Here is a 15337-nt window from a genome sequence, read left to right on the forward strand (position 1 = left end):
GTTTATGTCAAGAAAAGCGGAAAAATTGACGAAGGGATAGCTATGATGGCCGATATTGAACCCACCTATAGACGTCGTTTTATCCTCAAAATCTGTACTTGCTTTCTGGTGACCGTTGCTGCCGTCAGTTTTGGCCTCTACGGTTATCTTGATCGGCCATTTGCCGGCGGTTATCTGGCTGCCATTTCCACTCTCGACCAGCTGCAGCATGATATTCTTCTCGGTGTTGTGGTGTCCATTGCCGTTCAGCTGCTGGTGTTTGCCGTGCTGGTGTTTGCCATCTCTCTTTTCTGGACCCATAAAATTGCCGGTCCTCTCTATCGCCTGAAAAAAACCTTTTGCCGTATTGGTGTCGGAGACTTTTCTCCCATGGCGGGGCTGCGCCGCGGTGATCAGCTCCAGGAGGTGCCGTCCCAGTTCAATGCCGGCCTGGCGGTCTATGGGGAGACCATGGCCCGGACCAGCCGGGAACTGCAGGCCCTGCTGGACGAGCTTGCGACCATGGAACGAGATGTCCCTACCGCCCGGATGGTCGAGCGGGAGCGGCTGTCGGGGGTTGATGCCCGTATCCAGGCACTTATACTCGAACAGGAACGGCTGCTGCATGCGTAAAACTCTTGGCCTGATAGTTATGTTGCTGGTGGTTTCGTTGTTTCTTTGCCAGCTGGGATCAGAAAATACCAATCCTCACTTGGGGGAGGTGGCCTGCGATGAATGTCACCTGGGTGTCCCGACGGCCGGCGATGCCGGCAGCAAGCTGTTTGTTGCCGATATCGAGACCCTCTGCCTCCGCTGCCACCGCGATATTACCCTCGCCATGTCTCATCCCGTGGCCCTCAAGCCCACGTTTTCCCTGCCTGTCGATATGCCTCTTGACTGGAAAGGGGAACTGACGTGCTCCACCTGCCATTACATGCATGAGCATGATGACCAGCCGTACCATGACCAGGCTGTTTTTCTCCGACGCAATTCGGTCGGCCAGGCGTTCTGTCAGGAGTGCCACCAGCAGGGCTTCATGATGAATCGGACCCTCGGTCACAGCCTGGCCAAAAGTGATGCCCATTACACGCCCTATGGCAGCAGTGCCGCCGCCGACAGTTTCGGTGGAACTGATGCATCCCCTCTGCTGGATGAGTCGTCATCGGCCTGCCTCACCTGCCACGATGGTTCCATAGCCCGTGATGAAGGGACAACGGAGATGAGTGCCGGGGCAATCTCCCTGGGAGCAGGAATCTGGCGTCATGACGGTGATTACGGCCGCAACAGCCATCCCTTGGGGGTCAGGTATGGTGATGCCCGACGCCGGCGCAGCGGCTACCGTGATGCCGCCATGCTGCCCAGCGTCATCCGGTTGCCGGGGGGGAAGGTTGAATGTGTTTCCTGCCATAATCCTTACTCTACCAATGATTCACTGCTGGTTATTGACAATCGCGGGAGTCGGTTATGTCTGACATGCCATCTCAAATGAAGAAAAAGTCCTATGTCCGGCGAACCTACCTGGTTGACCGGACTTTCCAGGTTCGTTTTTCGCTGCTTTTTTTCGGTGGCGTAATGGTGCTCGGCCTGCTGGCCGGGGTGGCCACCTATGTGCCGGCCAGAAATATGCTTGTCCGCCATCTCTATTCACCCCATATTTCCTTTGCCGCCTCCGGCGAGATTCTCGCCAGGCTGTTTATCTGGCTGAATGTCGGTTTTGCCTTACCGTTGATTGTCTTTTCTCTGATGCTGGTTACCTGGTATGTCCGGCGGACGGCCGGTTCTCTGCAAAGGCTGCGGGCCAGCCTGGCAGTCTTGGCCGCCGGCCGGATTCCCCCAGCGCTTTTTTTTCGCCGTCGTGACCCTTTAAACGCTGTTGCGGCGGACCTCAACCTGATGGTCGTGAGCTTTAGGGACCGCCAGCAGATCATTATCCAACACCTGCAGGCTGCCAGAGCGTTGTTGAAGATTGAGGATGAGCGTGAAGGTTTGTCTCAGCCTTTACCAGTCTTGGAACAGGTGCGGCGGGAGGTTCAGGCAGCCCTGGAGGTCATTCCCGAGAGGGAGGCTCTGCTATGAAGGGGGGATGTGGCGAACAGTGGCGATGCATCCTTTTTCTGATGTTGTTTATGCTGGCCTCCTGTTCAACCGGAACCCTGCAGGAACAAGGTGGCCTCGAGCCCGTGCCGGTGTGGCCGGCACCGCCTGCAGCAGCTCGGATTGTCTGGGTAGAGGAGGTCAGCCGGTTTCAGGATATTTGTGGCCAGCCAGGCTTCTGGCAGCGGCTCAAAGAGGTCCTGGTGGGCAAAATAAGCACCGGCATGGTTAAACCCTATGGCATCTATATAGACGAGGAACAACGTCTGTACGTGGTTGATTCAGGCAGCGGTTTCATCCACCTGATGGATCCTAATGCCGGCTGCTACCGGGCCATCCCCGGGCCGGATGACGGCTTGGTGCTGCCGTCGCCCATCGGTGTTGCCGGTGATGATCAGGGGCAGGTGTTTATCACCGATTCCAAGTTGGGGAAGGTGTACCGCTACCTTCCCGATGATGGTTCCCTGCAGCCGCTGACCAGGATGACCCTCAAGCGGCCCGCCGGGATTGCCTACCACCGGCTCAACCGGCTGCTCTATGTGGCTGAAGCGGGTGTACACCAGGTGGTGGCCTTTGACCGTCAGGGGATCGAACAGTTTCGTTTTGGCAGCCATGGCAAGAGGCCGGGAGAATTTAACTTCCCTACTGCTGTCTGTGTCGATCAGCGGGGCCAGGTACTGGTGACGGACGCCCTTAATGCCCGGGTGCAGATATTTACCCCTGAAGGCCAGTTTGTCGCTGCTTTCGGGGAGCCCGGTGATACTTCCGGGACCTTTGCCAAACCGAAAGGGGTGGCGGTCGACAGCGAGGGGCATGTCTACGTCTGTGATGCCCTGTTTGATGCCGTCCAGATCTTTGACCAGGAGGGCAGGCTGTTGCTAACCTTCGGCCAGAGTGGCTCTGCGCCCGGAGAGTTCTGGATGCCCAGCGGTATCAGTATTGACAGCCGCGATTATATCTATGTTGCTGATTCCTATAATCGCCGGGTCCAGGTATTCAGATATGTGAGGGAAGGCGAAAGGTGAAAGGCGAAAGGTTGAAGGATCAAGGCTCAAGGATAAGAGAGAAAGGTTGATGGCTGGCGGAAAGGGACTGTCGGGTGAGTCGGAGACTGCGGGATAAAGGTAGGAAGCAGATGAAAAAGAATGCTGAAGGTTGCAGGATGGTGTTGGCGGTTGTCCTGGTGATGCTGCTGGGTATCTCGACGGGATGGGCGGCCGGGGTTGCCGATACCCGGCACAATTTGTCGGTGAGTGGCCCCGGCGAGATTGTAGCCACCGCTGAGGTGCGGATCTGTATCTTCTGCCATACGCCCCACCATGCCAGTCCCACCCAGCCGTTGTGGAGCCGGGAGCTGAGCGGAGCTTCCTACGACCTTTATGCCTCGACCACCATCAAGGCCCAGCCGGGGCAGCCCACCGGCGCCTCCCGTCTCTGTCTCAGCTGTCATGACGGCACCGTGGCCCTCGGGCTGCTCCACGATGCCGCAGTACCGATCACCATGGCCGGCGGCATCACGACCCTGCCGTCGTCCCGATCCACCAACTTGCAGACCGATCTTGCCGATGATCATCCCATCTCCTTTGCCTACACCGCTGCTCTGGCTGCTGTTAATGGTGAACTGCGGGATCCCGCAACCCTGCCGGCGGCCATTAAATTGGAGGAGGGCAGCCAGCTCCAGTGCACCGCCTGCCACAACCCCCATAAGGATCCATACGGCAAGTTCCTGGTGATGGACAACGCCGGCGCGGCGCTCTGCGTCGCCTGCCATGATAAAACCGGCTGGGCATCAAGCACCCACGCCACGGCTTCGGGGGTTGCCGGCCAGGGCTGCAATGCCTGCCATGTACCCCATAATGCCGGCGGCCGGGAGCGGCTGTTGAAAAGTCAGCAGGAAGAGCAGAACTGTTTTCCCTGCCATGACACCAGCGGCAGCGAGATCGATGTGCTGACCGATTTTACCAAGTTGCACCATCACCCGGTGGAGGCAACAGCCGGTGAGCATGATCCCCTGGAGGACCCGCTCACTGCCCTCTATCACGTGGAGTGCAGCGACTGTCACAATCCCCACCGGCTCAACGACACGGCGGCGACGCCGCCTTTAGTGACCGGCCAACTGGCTGGCGTCAAGGGGGTTACCATTGCCGGTCTGGTGGTGGCCGAATCCCAGTACCAGTATGAGATCTGCTTCCGCTGCCACGCCGACAACTCCTTTTCCCCGGTGGTCGCCATTCCCCGGCAGATCCAGGAAGTCAACGAGCGGCTCCGCTTTGACCCGGCCAATCCCTCCTACCATCCGGTGGCCGCCATCGGCAAACAGCCCTCGGTTCCCAGCCTGAGGCCGGAGTATTCGTCTGCCAGCATGATCTACTGCAGCGACTGTCATAACAGCGACACCGGAAGCATGGTCGGTGGTGCCGGGGCTGATGGCGTCCATGGCTCCAGCAATCCCCGGCTGCTGGTGGCCCGCTATGAGCAGGATGCCTACCCGCTGAGCTACGCGGAAAGCAATTATGCCCTCTGTTTCCGCTGCCATGATCCCAATGTGCTCATGGACCGTTTCCGGTCCAACTTTCCCAGTCACCGTAGTCATGTGATTGCCAAGCAGACTCCCTGCTCCGTCTGTCACGATCCCCATGGGGTGCCGCTGGTGGGGGGCGCTACCACCACCGGCAACGCCCATCTGATCAACTATGATAGCCGCTTTGTTACCGGCACCTATAATTCGGTGACCCGCAGCTGCACGGTAAACTGTCATATGATGAACCCCCGCAGTTATTAAGCCCCTACCTCTCGCCGGCATTTGTCCGTCTTCCCTGCTGGAGCAGATCCCTTGTGCCAGGGTGATTCGTAAAAAACCGCCGCTGTTTTGCCGCCGGCGGTTTTTTTATGGCCGCGGCGGGTCAAATCCCCCTTAAGGGGAAGGGGATGGGTTATTTAGCCTGTGCTCTATCCTGTCATCATGAGTTATATCCCTCTCTCCACTCACTTGCCTTCTTAGTTCCTTGCATATCTCATTAAAATTATTGATTTTATTAGATCCTGAAAAAAATTAAAGAAAGTTAAGAATATTCTGTTCTACGGTATACATTGTGCATTTTAACTCAGTCACAGTTGCAAGGCCTTCTTCAGGTTGTAACAGTAATCTGCCCTTAACGTCATCCCCATACCCCAATATGAGTGATGATCAAAAGCGGCTGGCTTTATGGAGGTGAACTGCAAAAAAAAGAGATTACCGAACAGATGATATGCAAGCAACCAGTCTGTGGCGAATAGTGATGCCGCCGGCAGACAACGGAAAACTTTTGGAGGGGAACAATGAAAAAAATTCATCTAACCACCGCTTTGCTGGCGGCAGTGATTCTGCTGTTTGGTATGGTGGGCAGTTCCATGGCAATCCATCCCGACATTGATTTGTTGGATGCCGACGGAAATCCCATTTCCTCGGCCGGTGGGCTGCAGCCGGCATTCAGTTATAAAACAACCTGTGGCGCCTGCCACAACGGGGTCAACCTTGACGGCGAGGGCAATGTCCTGCTGAGCTACGATGACATCGAACAGCACAGCCTGCATGCCCAATTGTCTGCCAACCAGTTCATGGGTTGGAACATCTGGAATCCCGATTCAGCCAATTCCTACAAAAAAGGCCCGGCTCCGAAAGGCAAGAACTGGGTCCAGAGTCCCGGCCATTTCGGCAAGTGGTGACCGCCGTCAGCGCGCCAGTTGGCGCATCTTTTTGCTGACGCTTCAAATCCCACCTACGATGCCGCGAGCGCCAAATATAATGACGGCGGCATGAATCTAAACTTTACTCCTTATAATTTTGGCAGCGAGGCTGCTTTTAAACAGCAGGTTGACCTGGCCATTGCCGGCATGATGCAGGATTGCGCCGAGTGCCATGTGGGCGGCGGGGCGATGGAATATGTTCCGGCCCCGACGGCCAACGCCAATGACCGGGTTTCTCTGCGTGACATCTATGCCACGCCGCTCAGCTATACCAAAGATTCCGGCGGCAATACAGTTCCTTTCGGGCCGTTTGACAGCAATATGTTTACCGCCTTCAACAAGTTCATCGATACTTTCGATGTTGACGGCGACGGTGATAAGCTGGAAGTGCTGGATGCCGACTGGCCGAATACCGGAGTCATCGAAATGGACTGTTTCCTCTGCCACCTCCAGGGCTACAAGTACCAGGACCGGGTTGCCGCCCAGCGGGCAGCCAAGTTCGACGTCTCCCGGGTGGTCGGCAGCGGTGTCGGGACGGCCAACACGCTTGCCTGGGATCCGAATTCCACCGTGCCGCCTGAAGGCTATGGTACCGACGTGACCTATAACAACTATGTTCAGGATAATGGTTCCGGCAACCTTAAATTCCACTATGCCATCAACTATTACCTGAAGGAATTTCCCCCCAGTGACAACTGTGCCTTCTGCCACTTCGGCAAACCCGCCGTCGACTGGAAGAAGCGCGGCGACAACTGGGCCAATGCCACCCAGACCTATGAGGTCCATAAGGCTGTTGGCTGCATAGGCTGTCACCAGGCTAAAGTTGGCACGGTGATCGGTACTGACAACGTTGCCGACGGCAACCTCGGTCAGTGCGATCCGGCCAAGGGGATTGCCCCCTACAGCAGTGCCTGGAATAATACCGACGGTACCGTCAAGACCTGCGAAGACTGCCATCTCAATTACGGTTATGATGAAGATCTCGGCACCTACAGCCCCGCATACGGCGCTCCCAACCCAACCGGTGCCCATCAGGCTGCCGGGTTGACGGCGGTGCTCTGTCAAACCGGTGAAAATGGGGTGGCCAACGCCAGCCACCTGGATATTATCGACTGTGCCGCCTGTCACGTTCGCAAAATTGCCGATCCGGCCACCAACCCCTGGAACACCGGCGGTGCCATCGTTGATGCCACTGGCGCTGACATCGAAGGCCGCATGGCTGACCATGAAAACGAATATGTCCATCGGGAGATGTATGACCCCGACGACGATGCCACCAACATCACCTTTTCCTGGCTGCAGGGCAAAATTATTGCCACCAGCGTCCTGAACACCGTCTACTGGCGCGACAAGAATGATGTCAACCACGACGTCAACGCTGATGGTCGCGGGGGCGGCATGGACACACCGCTGACCACCCATGTCCTGGCGGTCAATGAAGTCAACGGTTGGACAAACCTGGCCGAAGACAACCATGGTCATATTACTAGTACGGAGATTGGTGCCCGGATCACTGCGCTGGAGAATGGACTGCCGGCTCTAACCGGCAAACCTGGTACGCCGGTCATCAAAATCTCAACCATGGCCGTGCCTTTCAAGGTCAATCACAACATCGCTCCGAAGCAGTACGCCATCGGCAAGCAGTGTACCGACTGCCATGGCAATACTGCTGATCTTGACAGCGATGGCGACGGCATCAGCAACGGCGGCATCTTCAACGGCGCCTACACAATGCAGGGCGTCAATATGGATATGACCAATCTTGCTACTCAGGTAACGCCACTGACTAAGGCGAACTCCTTTGAGGATGTGACAGACTTCCATCCCAACACCAAGAACAAGTTGGCTACCCGGACCATTCCCATCAAAAACTGGAGTGGCCTGACCACCATGCGTGCTGTGGACCGCAGTGAAACCCTGTGGGAAAACACCTTCAGGGCCCGTAATACCACTTGGCATGCCAACGGTGATCCCATCGTCGGCGGCGCCATCCCCTTCCCGGCTCCGGGGTCAACCGGTGCCAACACCAAGGGTCTGTGGCTCAAGGTCGAAGTTGACACCAATCTGGACGGCGTTACGGATGTGACCCGGACCCGGATGGTCAATTCCTTTGTTGACAGTACGGCTGGTATGTCTGGTCTGTTGAATGACCTTGGCTCCGGTGCTACTGATGGAACAGACTTCACCGATGACTTCGAATTTGTGATTTCCGACAATGGTGCCGGCGGTCTGCAGATTGAAGCCAAGGCCGGCAATCAGATCCGTCTGAATCCGGCAACCACCTCCGGAGCCACGGGGCTCAATTTGGTGGGTTATGTCTGGACGCCGACCCCGATTATCGGTGTAGACGGCAATCCATATCCTGGTCGAACCGAGTGGGTTGCCTATCTGAATTCCATTAATCCAAACGATGTCGGTATCGGGCTTGATCCGATTGCCGATATCGCCACCATCGATGGTCAGGATCCTGATCTGGTGCTGCCTTACATTGAGATCATTAAGGGTAGTACGGTAACCTTGGTTGCCGACGATCCCGCTGCCGCCGGGGTTTTCAGGTATACCTGGACCTTCAGTGACAGCACTGCGGTTGGTGAGGCACAGTCGGTCCAGTATACCTTCAATACTACCGGCCTGGTTACCGTTTTCCTGACGGTCATCGACGAAGAGAACAAACTTTCCCAGCAGTCGGTCAAGGTCAATGTCATTGTGCCGCCGCCGGTAACGGGTCTTACCTATGATGCAACGGCCGGCGATCCGAATGTCACCTTGCATCTGGTCGGTCTGCCAACCCATGATAGACTTTATTTCTACTATGGTGACGGCCTCAGGCAGCAGATCTATGACTCTGCAGATTCCTTTGACTTGGTTCACACCTATCGTTTCAAAAGCAAGTATCTTACGGGAGGGAACTACAGCTACAATACCTCGGTACGGATCTACAATGGCAGCACCCTGGTTGAAACGCTGCAGGAAAACGTGCTGATCCCTCAATGAGCGAACTTTAGCCCAGGAGGCCGTTTCTCCGCGGCTTCCGATCCTGCTGTCGATGCCAGACGGCAGGACTCTCCTTGAAGTGGCGGTCCGGGAAGAAATTCCCGGGCCGTCTTTTTTCATCCTTCGATTGCCCTTGACAGCAACCGGATGATGGTGTAAAAAACGCTATTATGAAATCAGCAACGTGGCGAAAATTCTGGTGGTGCACCGTATTGTTTTCAGGGATGGATATCCACTGCTGATTGCTGACTATGTAACGAGAATATGTCAAAGCCGTGGATGATCACCACGGCTTTTTTTGTGCTAAGTGACGGTCATTGTATGAAGCTGTCAAGGGTACAGGTTCCCGCTCATTCTCGCCGGCCAACCATGGCCGGCTCCGAGGTGTCCGCCGCGAATCACCATCCAGGTGATTCGCCAAGCGCCAAAAACCGCTCGAAACCTGTACCCTTGACAGCTTACAATCCCGATACCACCCAGGTGAGGTATTCATGAACATGGAGCTGCTGCCTTCTGCTGCCGAGTTTGAAGAGCTGGCCTGCCGTCATTCCTATGTTCCCCTCATGTGCGAGGTGGTGGCCGATCTCGATACGCCTTTGTCGCTCTATCGCAAGGTTGCCCGGGGCTCCCATTCCTTTCTCCTGGAAAGTATGGAGGGGGGGGAGCGCTGGGGCCGCTACAGCATGATCGGCCTTGATCCTCACCTGGTGTTCTGCCAGCGGGGCGATACAGTGACCATTGTCCGACGGGGGCAGACGGAACAGCTTGATCATCAGGGGGATCCCCTAGAGTCCCTCAAAAATCTACTGGCCGAATTTGCTCCGGCTACCTTTTCCGGGCTGCCCGGCTTTTATGGCGGTGCGGTGGGCTTCCTTGCCTATGATACGGTCAAATATTTTGAACACCTGCCGAACAGCGCTGCCGATGATACCGGTTTTGCCGATGCCTTTTTCATGGTTCCCGGTCTCCTGCTGGTCCATGACAACCTGAAGAACAGCCTGACGATCATTGCCCTGGTGAAGGTCGGGCCCGGCGATGATGGAGCGGCATGCTATCGTCGGGGAGTTGCAACGATCAGCGAGCTCCATGACCGGCTGCGGGCGCCCTTTGCCTACGAGGCGGCGGTGCCGGTGGATGGCGACCTGAGCATCACCGCCAATGTGAGTCGGGACGATTTCGTCGCGATGGTTGATCGGGCGACCGAATATGTCCGGGCCGGTGACGTCATCCAGGTGGTCCTTTCCCAGCGCTTCTGCTGCGCCGAACAGATCGATCCCTTCACCCTCTACCGGGCCCTGCGGCTGGTTAACCCCTCCCCCTACCTGTATTATTTGCAGTTTGATGATGAACTGCTGGTGGGCTCTTCGCCGGAGCTCCTGGTCCGCAAGAAGGAGCGGACGGTGGAGGTGCGGCCGATTGCCGGCACCCGGCCCCGGGGGCGGACGGCGGCTGAAGATCAGGAGTTCGAAGCGGAACTGCTCGCCGATCCCAAGGAGCGGGCCGAGCACATCATGCTGGTTGACCTGGGGCGCAACGATGTGGGCCGGATTGCCGCCTATGGCCAGGTTCAGGTGGATGAGCTGATGGCCATCGAACGCTATTCCCATGTCATGCACCTGGTCTCCCATGTCCAGGGGCAGTTGCAGGACGATCTTGATATGTTTGATGCCTTCCGGGCCTGCTTCCCGGCCGGTACGGTGAGTGGCGCACCGAAGATCCGGGCGATGGAGATTATCGATGAACTGGAGCCCACCCGGCGGGGACCCTATGCCGGGGCGGTGGGCTATTTCGGTTTTTCCGGCAACATGGATTTTGCCATTGCCATTCGTACCGTCATGATTAAAAACGGCACCATCTATTTTCAGGCCGGGGCGGGTATCGTGGCGGATTCCGATCCTCTCAAGGAGTACGAGGAAACGGTCAACAAGGCGATGGCCATCAGAAAGGCGCTGGAGCGGGCGGCGAAAGGATTGTGAAAAAACGGTGCACGGTATACGGTGTACGGTGAAAGGCTGAGGGGGGAAAGGCGATGATCAGACACTATATCGAACAGGTGGTGCAGCGGCATGATCTGAGCGAAGCTGAGATGATTGCAGCGATGACCGAAATTATGGAAGGTCGGGCCAGCGACGCTCAAATAGCCGCTTTTATTACCGGTCTGCGGATGAAGGGTGAAACCATTGACGAGATCACTGGGGCGGCCCGGGTAATGCGCCAGAAGGCAACGCCGGTGCCGGTGGCCGGCGCCGCAGTGAGTCTTGATCGGGATGATATTACCATTGATGAGGAAACCATCGTCGATACCTGCGGTACCGGTGGCGACGGCACCAACACCTTCAATATTTCCACCGCCACCGCCTTCGTGGTGGCGGCGGCCGGCCTTAAGGTGGCCAAACACGGCAACCGCTCGGTTTCCAGCCAGTGCGGCAGTGCCGATGTCATCCGGGCTCTGGGGGTGAATCTCGATCTGAGCCCGGAACAGGTGGGGTGCTGTGTTGCCGAGGTGGGAATCGGTTTCCTGTTTGCGCCGCTGCTCCACTCGGCGATGAAATATGCCATCGGTCCCCGGCGGGAGATAGGCATCCGGACGATCTTCAACCTTCTGGGGCCGCTGACCAATCCGGCCGGAGCCGGGGTCCAGGTGCTGGGTGTCTATGATCCGGCCCTGACGATGGTTATCGCCGGGGTTCTGCAGCGTCTGGGGGCGCGCCATGCCATGGTTGTCCATGGTGAAGGCTGCCTTGATGAAATGAGTCTGGTGGGGGCCACCAGGATTTCCCGTCTGCAGGAGGGGGAAATAACCACCTTTTCCCTGACGCCTGAAGATGCGGGCCTGGCATCGGCGCCATTGTCGGCGGTCAAGGGCGGTGATGCCACGGCTAATGCCAGGATTCTGCTGGATATCTTCGCCGGCCAGCTGGGACCCCGGCGTGATGTGGTGTTGCTCAACGCGGCGGCGGTGTTTGTCACTGCCGGTTTGGCGGCGGATTTCCGCCGGGGGGTAACAATAGCCGCCGAAGCCATCGACAGCGGCAAGGCGCTGAGCAAGGTGGAGCGCCTGATAGCCTTCAGCAATCAGCTGGCCGGGGAGTAGCATCCGGCATTCTAACGCCTGACTTCCGGAATGAACGTCGTGAATATTCTCGAAAAAATAGTGATCTGTAAAAGGGATGAGGTTGCCCGGCTGAAAAAAACGGGGGTTATGACTGCCCCGGCCGGTGCCGATGCCGATCGGCGTTCCCTGCTGGCTGCTTTGTCCCAAAAACCCCAGCCACGGATTATTGCCGAGGTGAAAAAGGCCTCACCGTCAGCCGGTCTGCTCAGCGATGATTTTGATCCACTGGCTCTGGCAATGACCTATGAGCAGGGCGGCGCCGCGGCAATTTCGGTGGTCACTGATGAAGCCTTTTTCCAGGGTCGGCTTGACTGGTTGGCCATGGTGAAAAAGGTGGTCTCCCTGCCGCTTTTGCGCAAGGATTTTATCATCGACCCGCTGCAGCTTGAACAGTCCCGGGCTGCCGGGGCCGACGCGGTCTTGCTGATTGCCGCCATTCTCAGCCTCGCTGACCTGCAGCTGCTGCTGGACAAAGCGGCGGCGCTGGGGCTGGAATGCCTGGTGGAGGTCCACAATGAGTCTGAACTGGAAAAGGTGCTGGCCACCCCGGCGGCGATGATCGGCATCAACAACCGCAATCTCAAGGATTTTTCCATCGATCTGGGGACGACGTTACGTCTGCGCACCCTGATTCCCGCCGACCGCCTGGTGGTCAGCGAGAGCGGCATCGATAGCCATGGACAGCTGCAGCGGCTGGGTGCTGCCGGCGTCCAGGGGGTGCTCATCGGCAGCAGCCTGGTAAAGGCTGCCGGCCGGCTGCATAAACTGCGGCAATTGCAGGGTATGGCATGACCCCGCATTGGCGCTGGTGAGGTGAACAATGGTGCGAACCAGAGTAAAGATCTGCGGCTTGACCAACCTTGAAGATGCCCTGCTGGCGGCGAAGGCCGGGGCTGATCTGCTGGGTTTTATCTTTGCCCCCAGCCCCCGGCGGGTAGATCCGCTGACCGCGGCCACGATGATCGCCAAACTCCCGCCGTTGGTCCAGACAGTGGGGGTCTTTGTCGATGAACAACCGGCTACCGTGATGGCGGTGGCCGATCGCTGCCGGCTGGATTTTCTGCAGTTATCAGGTGCTGAAACCCCGGCCGACTGTCTGCTACTCGACGGCCGGAAAATCATTAAAACCATCCACGTGGGCGGCGATGGTCTGCCGGAGTTGGAACTGTACCGGGACCATTGTGATCTCTTGCTGTTTGACACCCGGGTTGCCGGTCTGGCCGGCGGCAGCGGCCGGACTTTTGACTGGCAGCTGGTCAATCAAACCGGGGTGGACGATCCCTTTATGCTTGCCGGCGGTTTGACCCCCGACAATGTGGGACAGGCGATTGCCACGGTGCATCCCTGGGCGGTGGACGTCAGCTCCGGGGTGGAACGGGAGCCGGGTCGCAAGGACCCGGAAAAGATTAATGCGTTTATGGATGCAGTGAGGAAAGCTGATGACTATGCCGGATGAATGCGGTCATTTCGGTCCCTATGGCGGCCGTTTTGTCCCCGAAACCCTGATGGCCGCCCTGGCCGAACTGGAAGCTGCCTATCAACAGTATCGGCATGACCCCGAGTATATCCGCCAGCTGACCATGCTGCTGGCCGACTACTGCGGCCGGCCGACGCCGCTCTATCATGCCGTCCGCCTGGGAGCGGTGCTGGGGGTTGAAAAACTCTATCTCAAGCGGGAAGATCTGGCCCATACCGGCGCCCACAAAATCAACAATACCATGGGCCAGGTGCTGCTGGCGGCGCGGATGGGCAAAAAGCGGATTATTGCCGAGACCGGTGCCGGCCAGCATGGGGTGGCCACCGCCACCGCCGCCGCCCTTTTTGGCCTTGGGTGCGAGGTCTACATGGGCGAGAAAGATATGGTCCGTCAGCAGATGAATGTTTTCCGCATGCAGCTGCTGGGGGCCCGGGTGATTCCGGTGACATCCGGCAGCCAGACCCTCAAAGATGCCACCAATGAGGCGATCCGTGACTGGGTTACCAATGTCGCCACCACCCACTACATCATCGGTTCGGTGGTCGGTCCCCATCCCTATCCGCTCATTGTCCGTGACCTGCAGGCGGTCATCGGTGCGGAAACCAGACAGCAGATGATGGCCCGGGAGGGTCGGTTGCCTGAGGTGCTGATGGCTTGTGTCGGCGGCGGCAGCAATGCCATCGGCTTGTTTTATCCGTTCATTGACGACAATGTGGTCATGATCGGCATTGAGGCGGCCGGCGAGGGACTGGACAGCGGCCGCCACGCGGCTCCTTTGACCGCCGGCATTCCGGGGGTGCTGCACGGTTGTCTAAGCTATCTGCTCCAGGATGATTCCGGTCAGGTCCAGGAGGCCCATTCGGTATCGGCCGGTCTTGACTATCCCGGTGTCGGTCCTGAGCACAGCTATCTCAAGGATCAGGAGCGGGTTTTCTATGGTTCGGTGACCGATGATGAGGCTCTGGCTGCATTTCATCTCCTGGCCCGCACCGAGGGCATTATTCCGGCGCTGGAAAGCGCCCATGCCCTGGCCGGGGTGAAAAAATATGCCCACCGGCTGGTTGACAAACTGGTGGTGGTCAACCTTTCCGGTCGTGGGGACAAGGATGTGGCCACCGTCGCGGCCCTGGAAGGGGGGAACTCATGAACCGGCTCAACAGCACCTTTGATCGCCTGCGACAGGCTGGCCGCAAGGCACTGATTACCTTCATTACCGCCGGCGATCCCTCCCTGGAAACCACCGCTACGCTGGTGGCAACCCTAGCTGAAAATGGTGCCGATATCATCGAGCTCGGGGTGCCGTTCTCCGATCCGCTGGCCGATGGTCCCACCATCCAGGCGGCTTCCCTGCGCGCCCTGCAGCGGGGAACCACACTGGCCAAGATCCTGGTGCTGGTTCAGAAGATCCGCCGCACCAGCCAGGTTCCCCTGGTGCTTATGTCCTACTATAATCCTATCCTGCGCTATGGGGTGGAGCGGTTTGTGGCGGCGGCGGTGGAGGCGGGGGTGGACGGGGTGATTGTTCCCGACTTGCCGCTGGAGGAGGGGGCGGCATTGCGCCAGGCGGCAGAGGCCAAAGGACTGGCGGTGATTCAGCTGGTGGCGCCCACCAGCTCGCCGGAGCGGATGGCCAGCCTGTGCCGGGCGAGCCGCGGTTTTGTCTATTATGTCACCGTCACCGGTATCACCGGCGCCCGCCGGGAACTGCCGGTTGCCATTGCCGATTCCCTGCAGCAGCTGCAATCTTTTACCGACACCCCCATTGCCGCAGGATTTGGCATCTCCACCCCCGAGCAGGCGTCTGAAGTGGGGCGCCATGCGGACGGGGTTATTGTCGGCAGCACCCTGGTGAAACTGATCGCCGATGGGGGTGATGATCCGCAAATGTTGGAAAAGCTTGGCGCTCAGGTAAGGGCTCTGCGGACTGGATTGGATGGTATCAGGTAACGGTG

General features: G+C 58.0%; 13 protein-coding genes. All 13 read left to right on the forward strand.

Features of this window, described 5'->3' with window-relative positions; genetic code table 11:
• Positions 1–42 precede the first annotated feature (42 nt).
• The 13 genes from JXO50_05270 (at position 43) to JXO50_05330 (ending at position 15332) form a co-directional block, all read left to right on the forward strand.
• A complete protein-coding gene (locus JXO50_05270; GenBank protein MBN2332501.1) occupies positions 43–612 on the forward strand; it encodes a hypothetical protein in 570 nt (189 codons plus the stop codon).
• Positions 613–865: 253 nt separating this feature from the next.
• A complete protein-coding gene (locus JXO50_05275) occupies positions 866–1468 on the forward strand; it encodes a cytochrome c3 family protein (GenBank protein MBN2332502.1) in 603 nt (200 codons plus the stop codon).
• Positions 1444–2055: a hypothetical protein gene (locus tag JXO50_05280; protein MBN2332503.1), complete on the forward strand. Its 612-nt coding sequence runs from the start codon at positions 1444–1446 to the stop codon at positions 2053–2055. The genes JXO50_05275 and JXO50_05280 overlap by 25 nt, the downstream gene beginning before the upstream one ends.
• A complete protein-coding gene (locus JXO50_05285; protein MBN2332504.1) occupies positions 2052–3098 on the forward strand; it encodes a 6-bladed beta-propeller in 1047 nt (348 codons plus the stop codon). Before JXO50_05280 ends, JXO50_05285 begins: the two co-directional genes overlap by 4 nt.
• A gap of 110 nt (positions 3099–3208) precedes the next feature.
• Positions 3209–4855 (forward strand): cytochrome C, encoded by a 1647-nt coding sequence (locus JXO50_05290; protein ID MBN2332505.1) that lies wholly within the window; start codon positions 3209–3211, stop codon positions 4853–4855.
• 536 nt (positions 4856–5391) lie between these two features.
• Positions 5392–5778, forward strand: coding sequence for a cytochrome C (locus tag JXO50_05295; GenBank protein ID MBN2332506.1), 387 nt, complete (start codon positions 5392–5394; stop codon positions 5776–5778).
• A gap of 90 nt (positions 5779–5868) precedes the next feature.
• Positions 5869–8793 carry a hypothetical protein gene (locus JXO50_05300; GenBank protein MBN2332507.1) on the forward strand — a complete coding sequence of 975 codons (2925 nt, stop codon included), beginning with the start codon at positions 5869–5871 and terminating at the stop codon, positions 8791–8793.
• A gap of 497 nt (positions 8794–9290) precedes the next feature.
• Positions 9291–10769: an anthranilate synthase component I gene (gene trpE, locus JXO50_05305; GenBank protein MBN2332508.1), complete on the forward strand. Its 1479-nt coding sequence runs from the start codon at positions 9291–9293 to the stop codon at positions 10767–10769.
• Between the two features lie 53 nt (positions 10770–10822).
• Positions 10823–11887: an anthranilate phosphoribosyltransferase gene (gene trpD, locus JXO50_05310; protein MBN2332509.1), complete on the forward strand. Its 1065-nt coding sequence runs from the start codon at positions 10823–10825 to the stop codon at positions 11885–11887.
• 30 nt (positions 11888–11917) lie between these two features.
• Positions 11918–12700 carry an indole-3-glycerol phosphate synthase TrpC gene (gene trpC / locus JXO50_05315; GenBank protein MBN2332510.1) on the forward strand — a complete coding sequence of 261 codons (783 nt, stop codon included), beginning with the start codon at positions 11918–11920 and terminating at the stop codon, positions 12698–12700.
• Positions 12701–12728: 28 nt separating this feature from the next.
• Positions 12729–13364 carry a phosphoribosylanthranilate isomerase gene (locus JXO50_05320; GenBank protein ID MBN2332511.1) on the forward strand — a complete coding sequence of 212 codons (636 nt, stop codon included), beginning with the start codon at positions 12729–12731 and terminating at the stop codon, positions 13362–13364.
• Positions 13348–14532 carry a tryptophan synthase subunit beta gene (trpB, locus tag JXO50_05325; GenBank protein ID MBN2332512.1) on the forward strand — a complete coding sequence of 395 codons (1185 nt, stop codon included), beginning with the start codon at positions 13348–13350 and terminating at the stop codon, positions 14530–14532. The genes JXO50_05320 and trpB overlap by 17 nt, the downstream gene beginning before the upstream one ends.
• Positions 14529–15332 (forward strand): tryptophan synthase subunit alpha, encoded by an 804-nt coding sequence (locus JXO50_05330; protein MBN2332513.1) that lies wholly within the window; start codon positions 14529–14531, stop codon positions 15330–15332. The genes trpB and JXO50_05330 overlap by 4 nt, the downstream gene beginning before the upstream one ends.
• Positions 15333–15337: the final 5 nt, after the last annotated feature.

It is taken from the genome of Candidatus Anaeroferrophillus wilburensis (genome assembly GCA_016934315.1).
Taxonomy (GTDB): Bacteria; Desulfobacterota; Anaeroferrophillalia; order Anaeroferrophillales; family Anaeroferrophillaceae; genus Anaeroferrophillus; species Anaeroferrophillus wilburensis.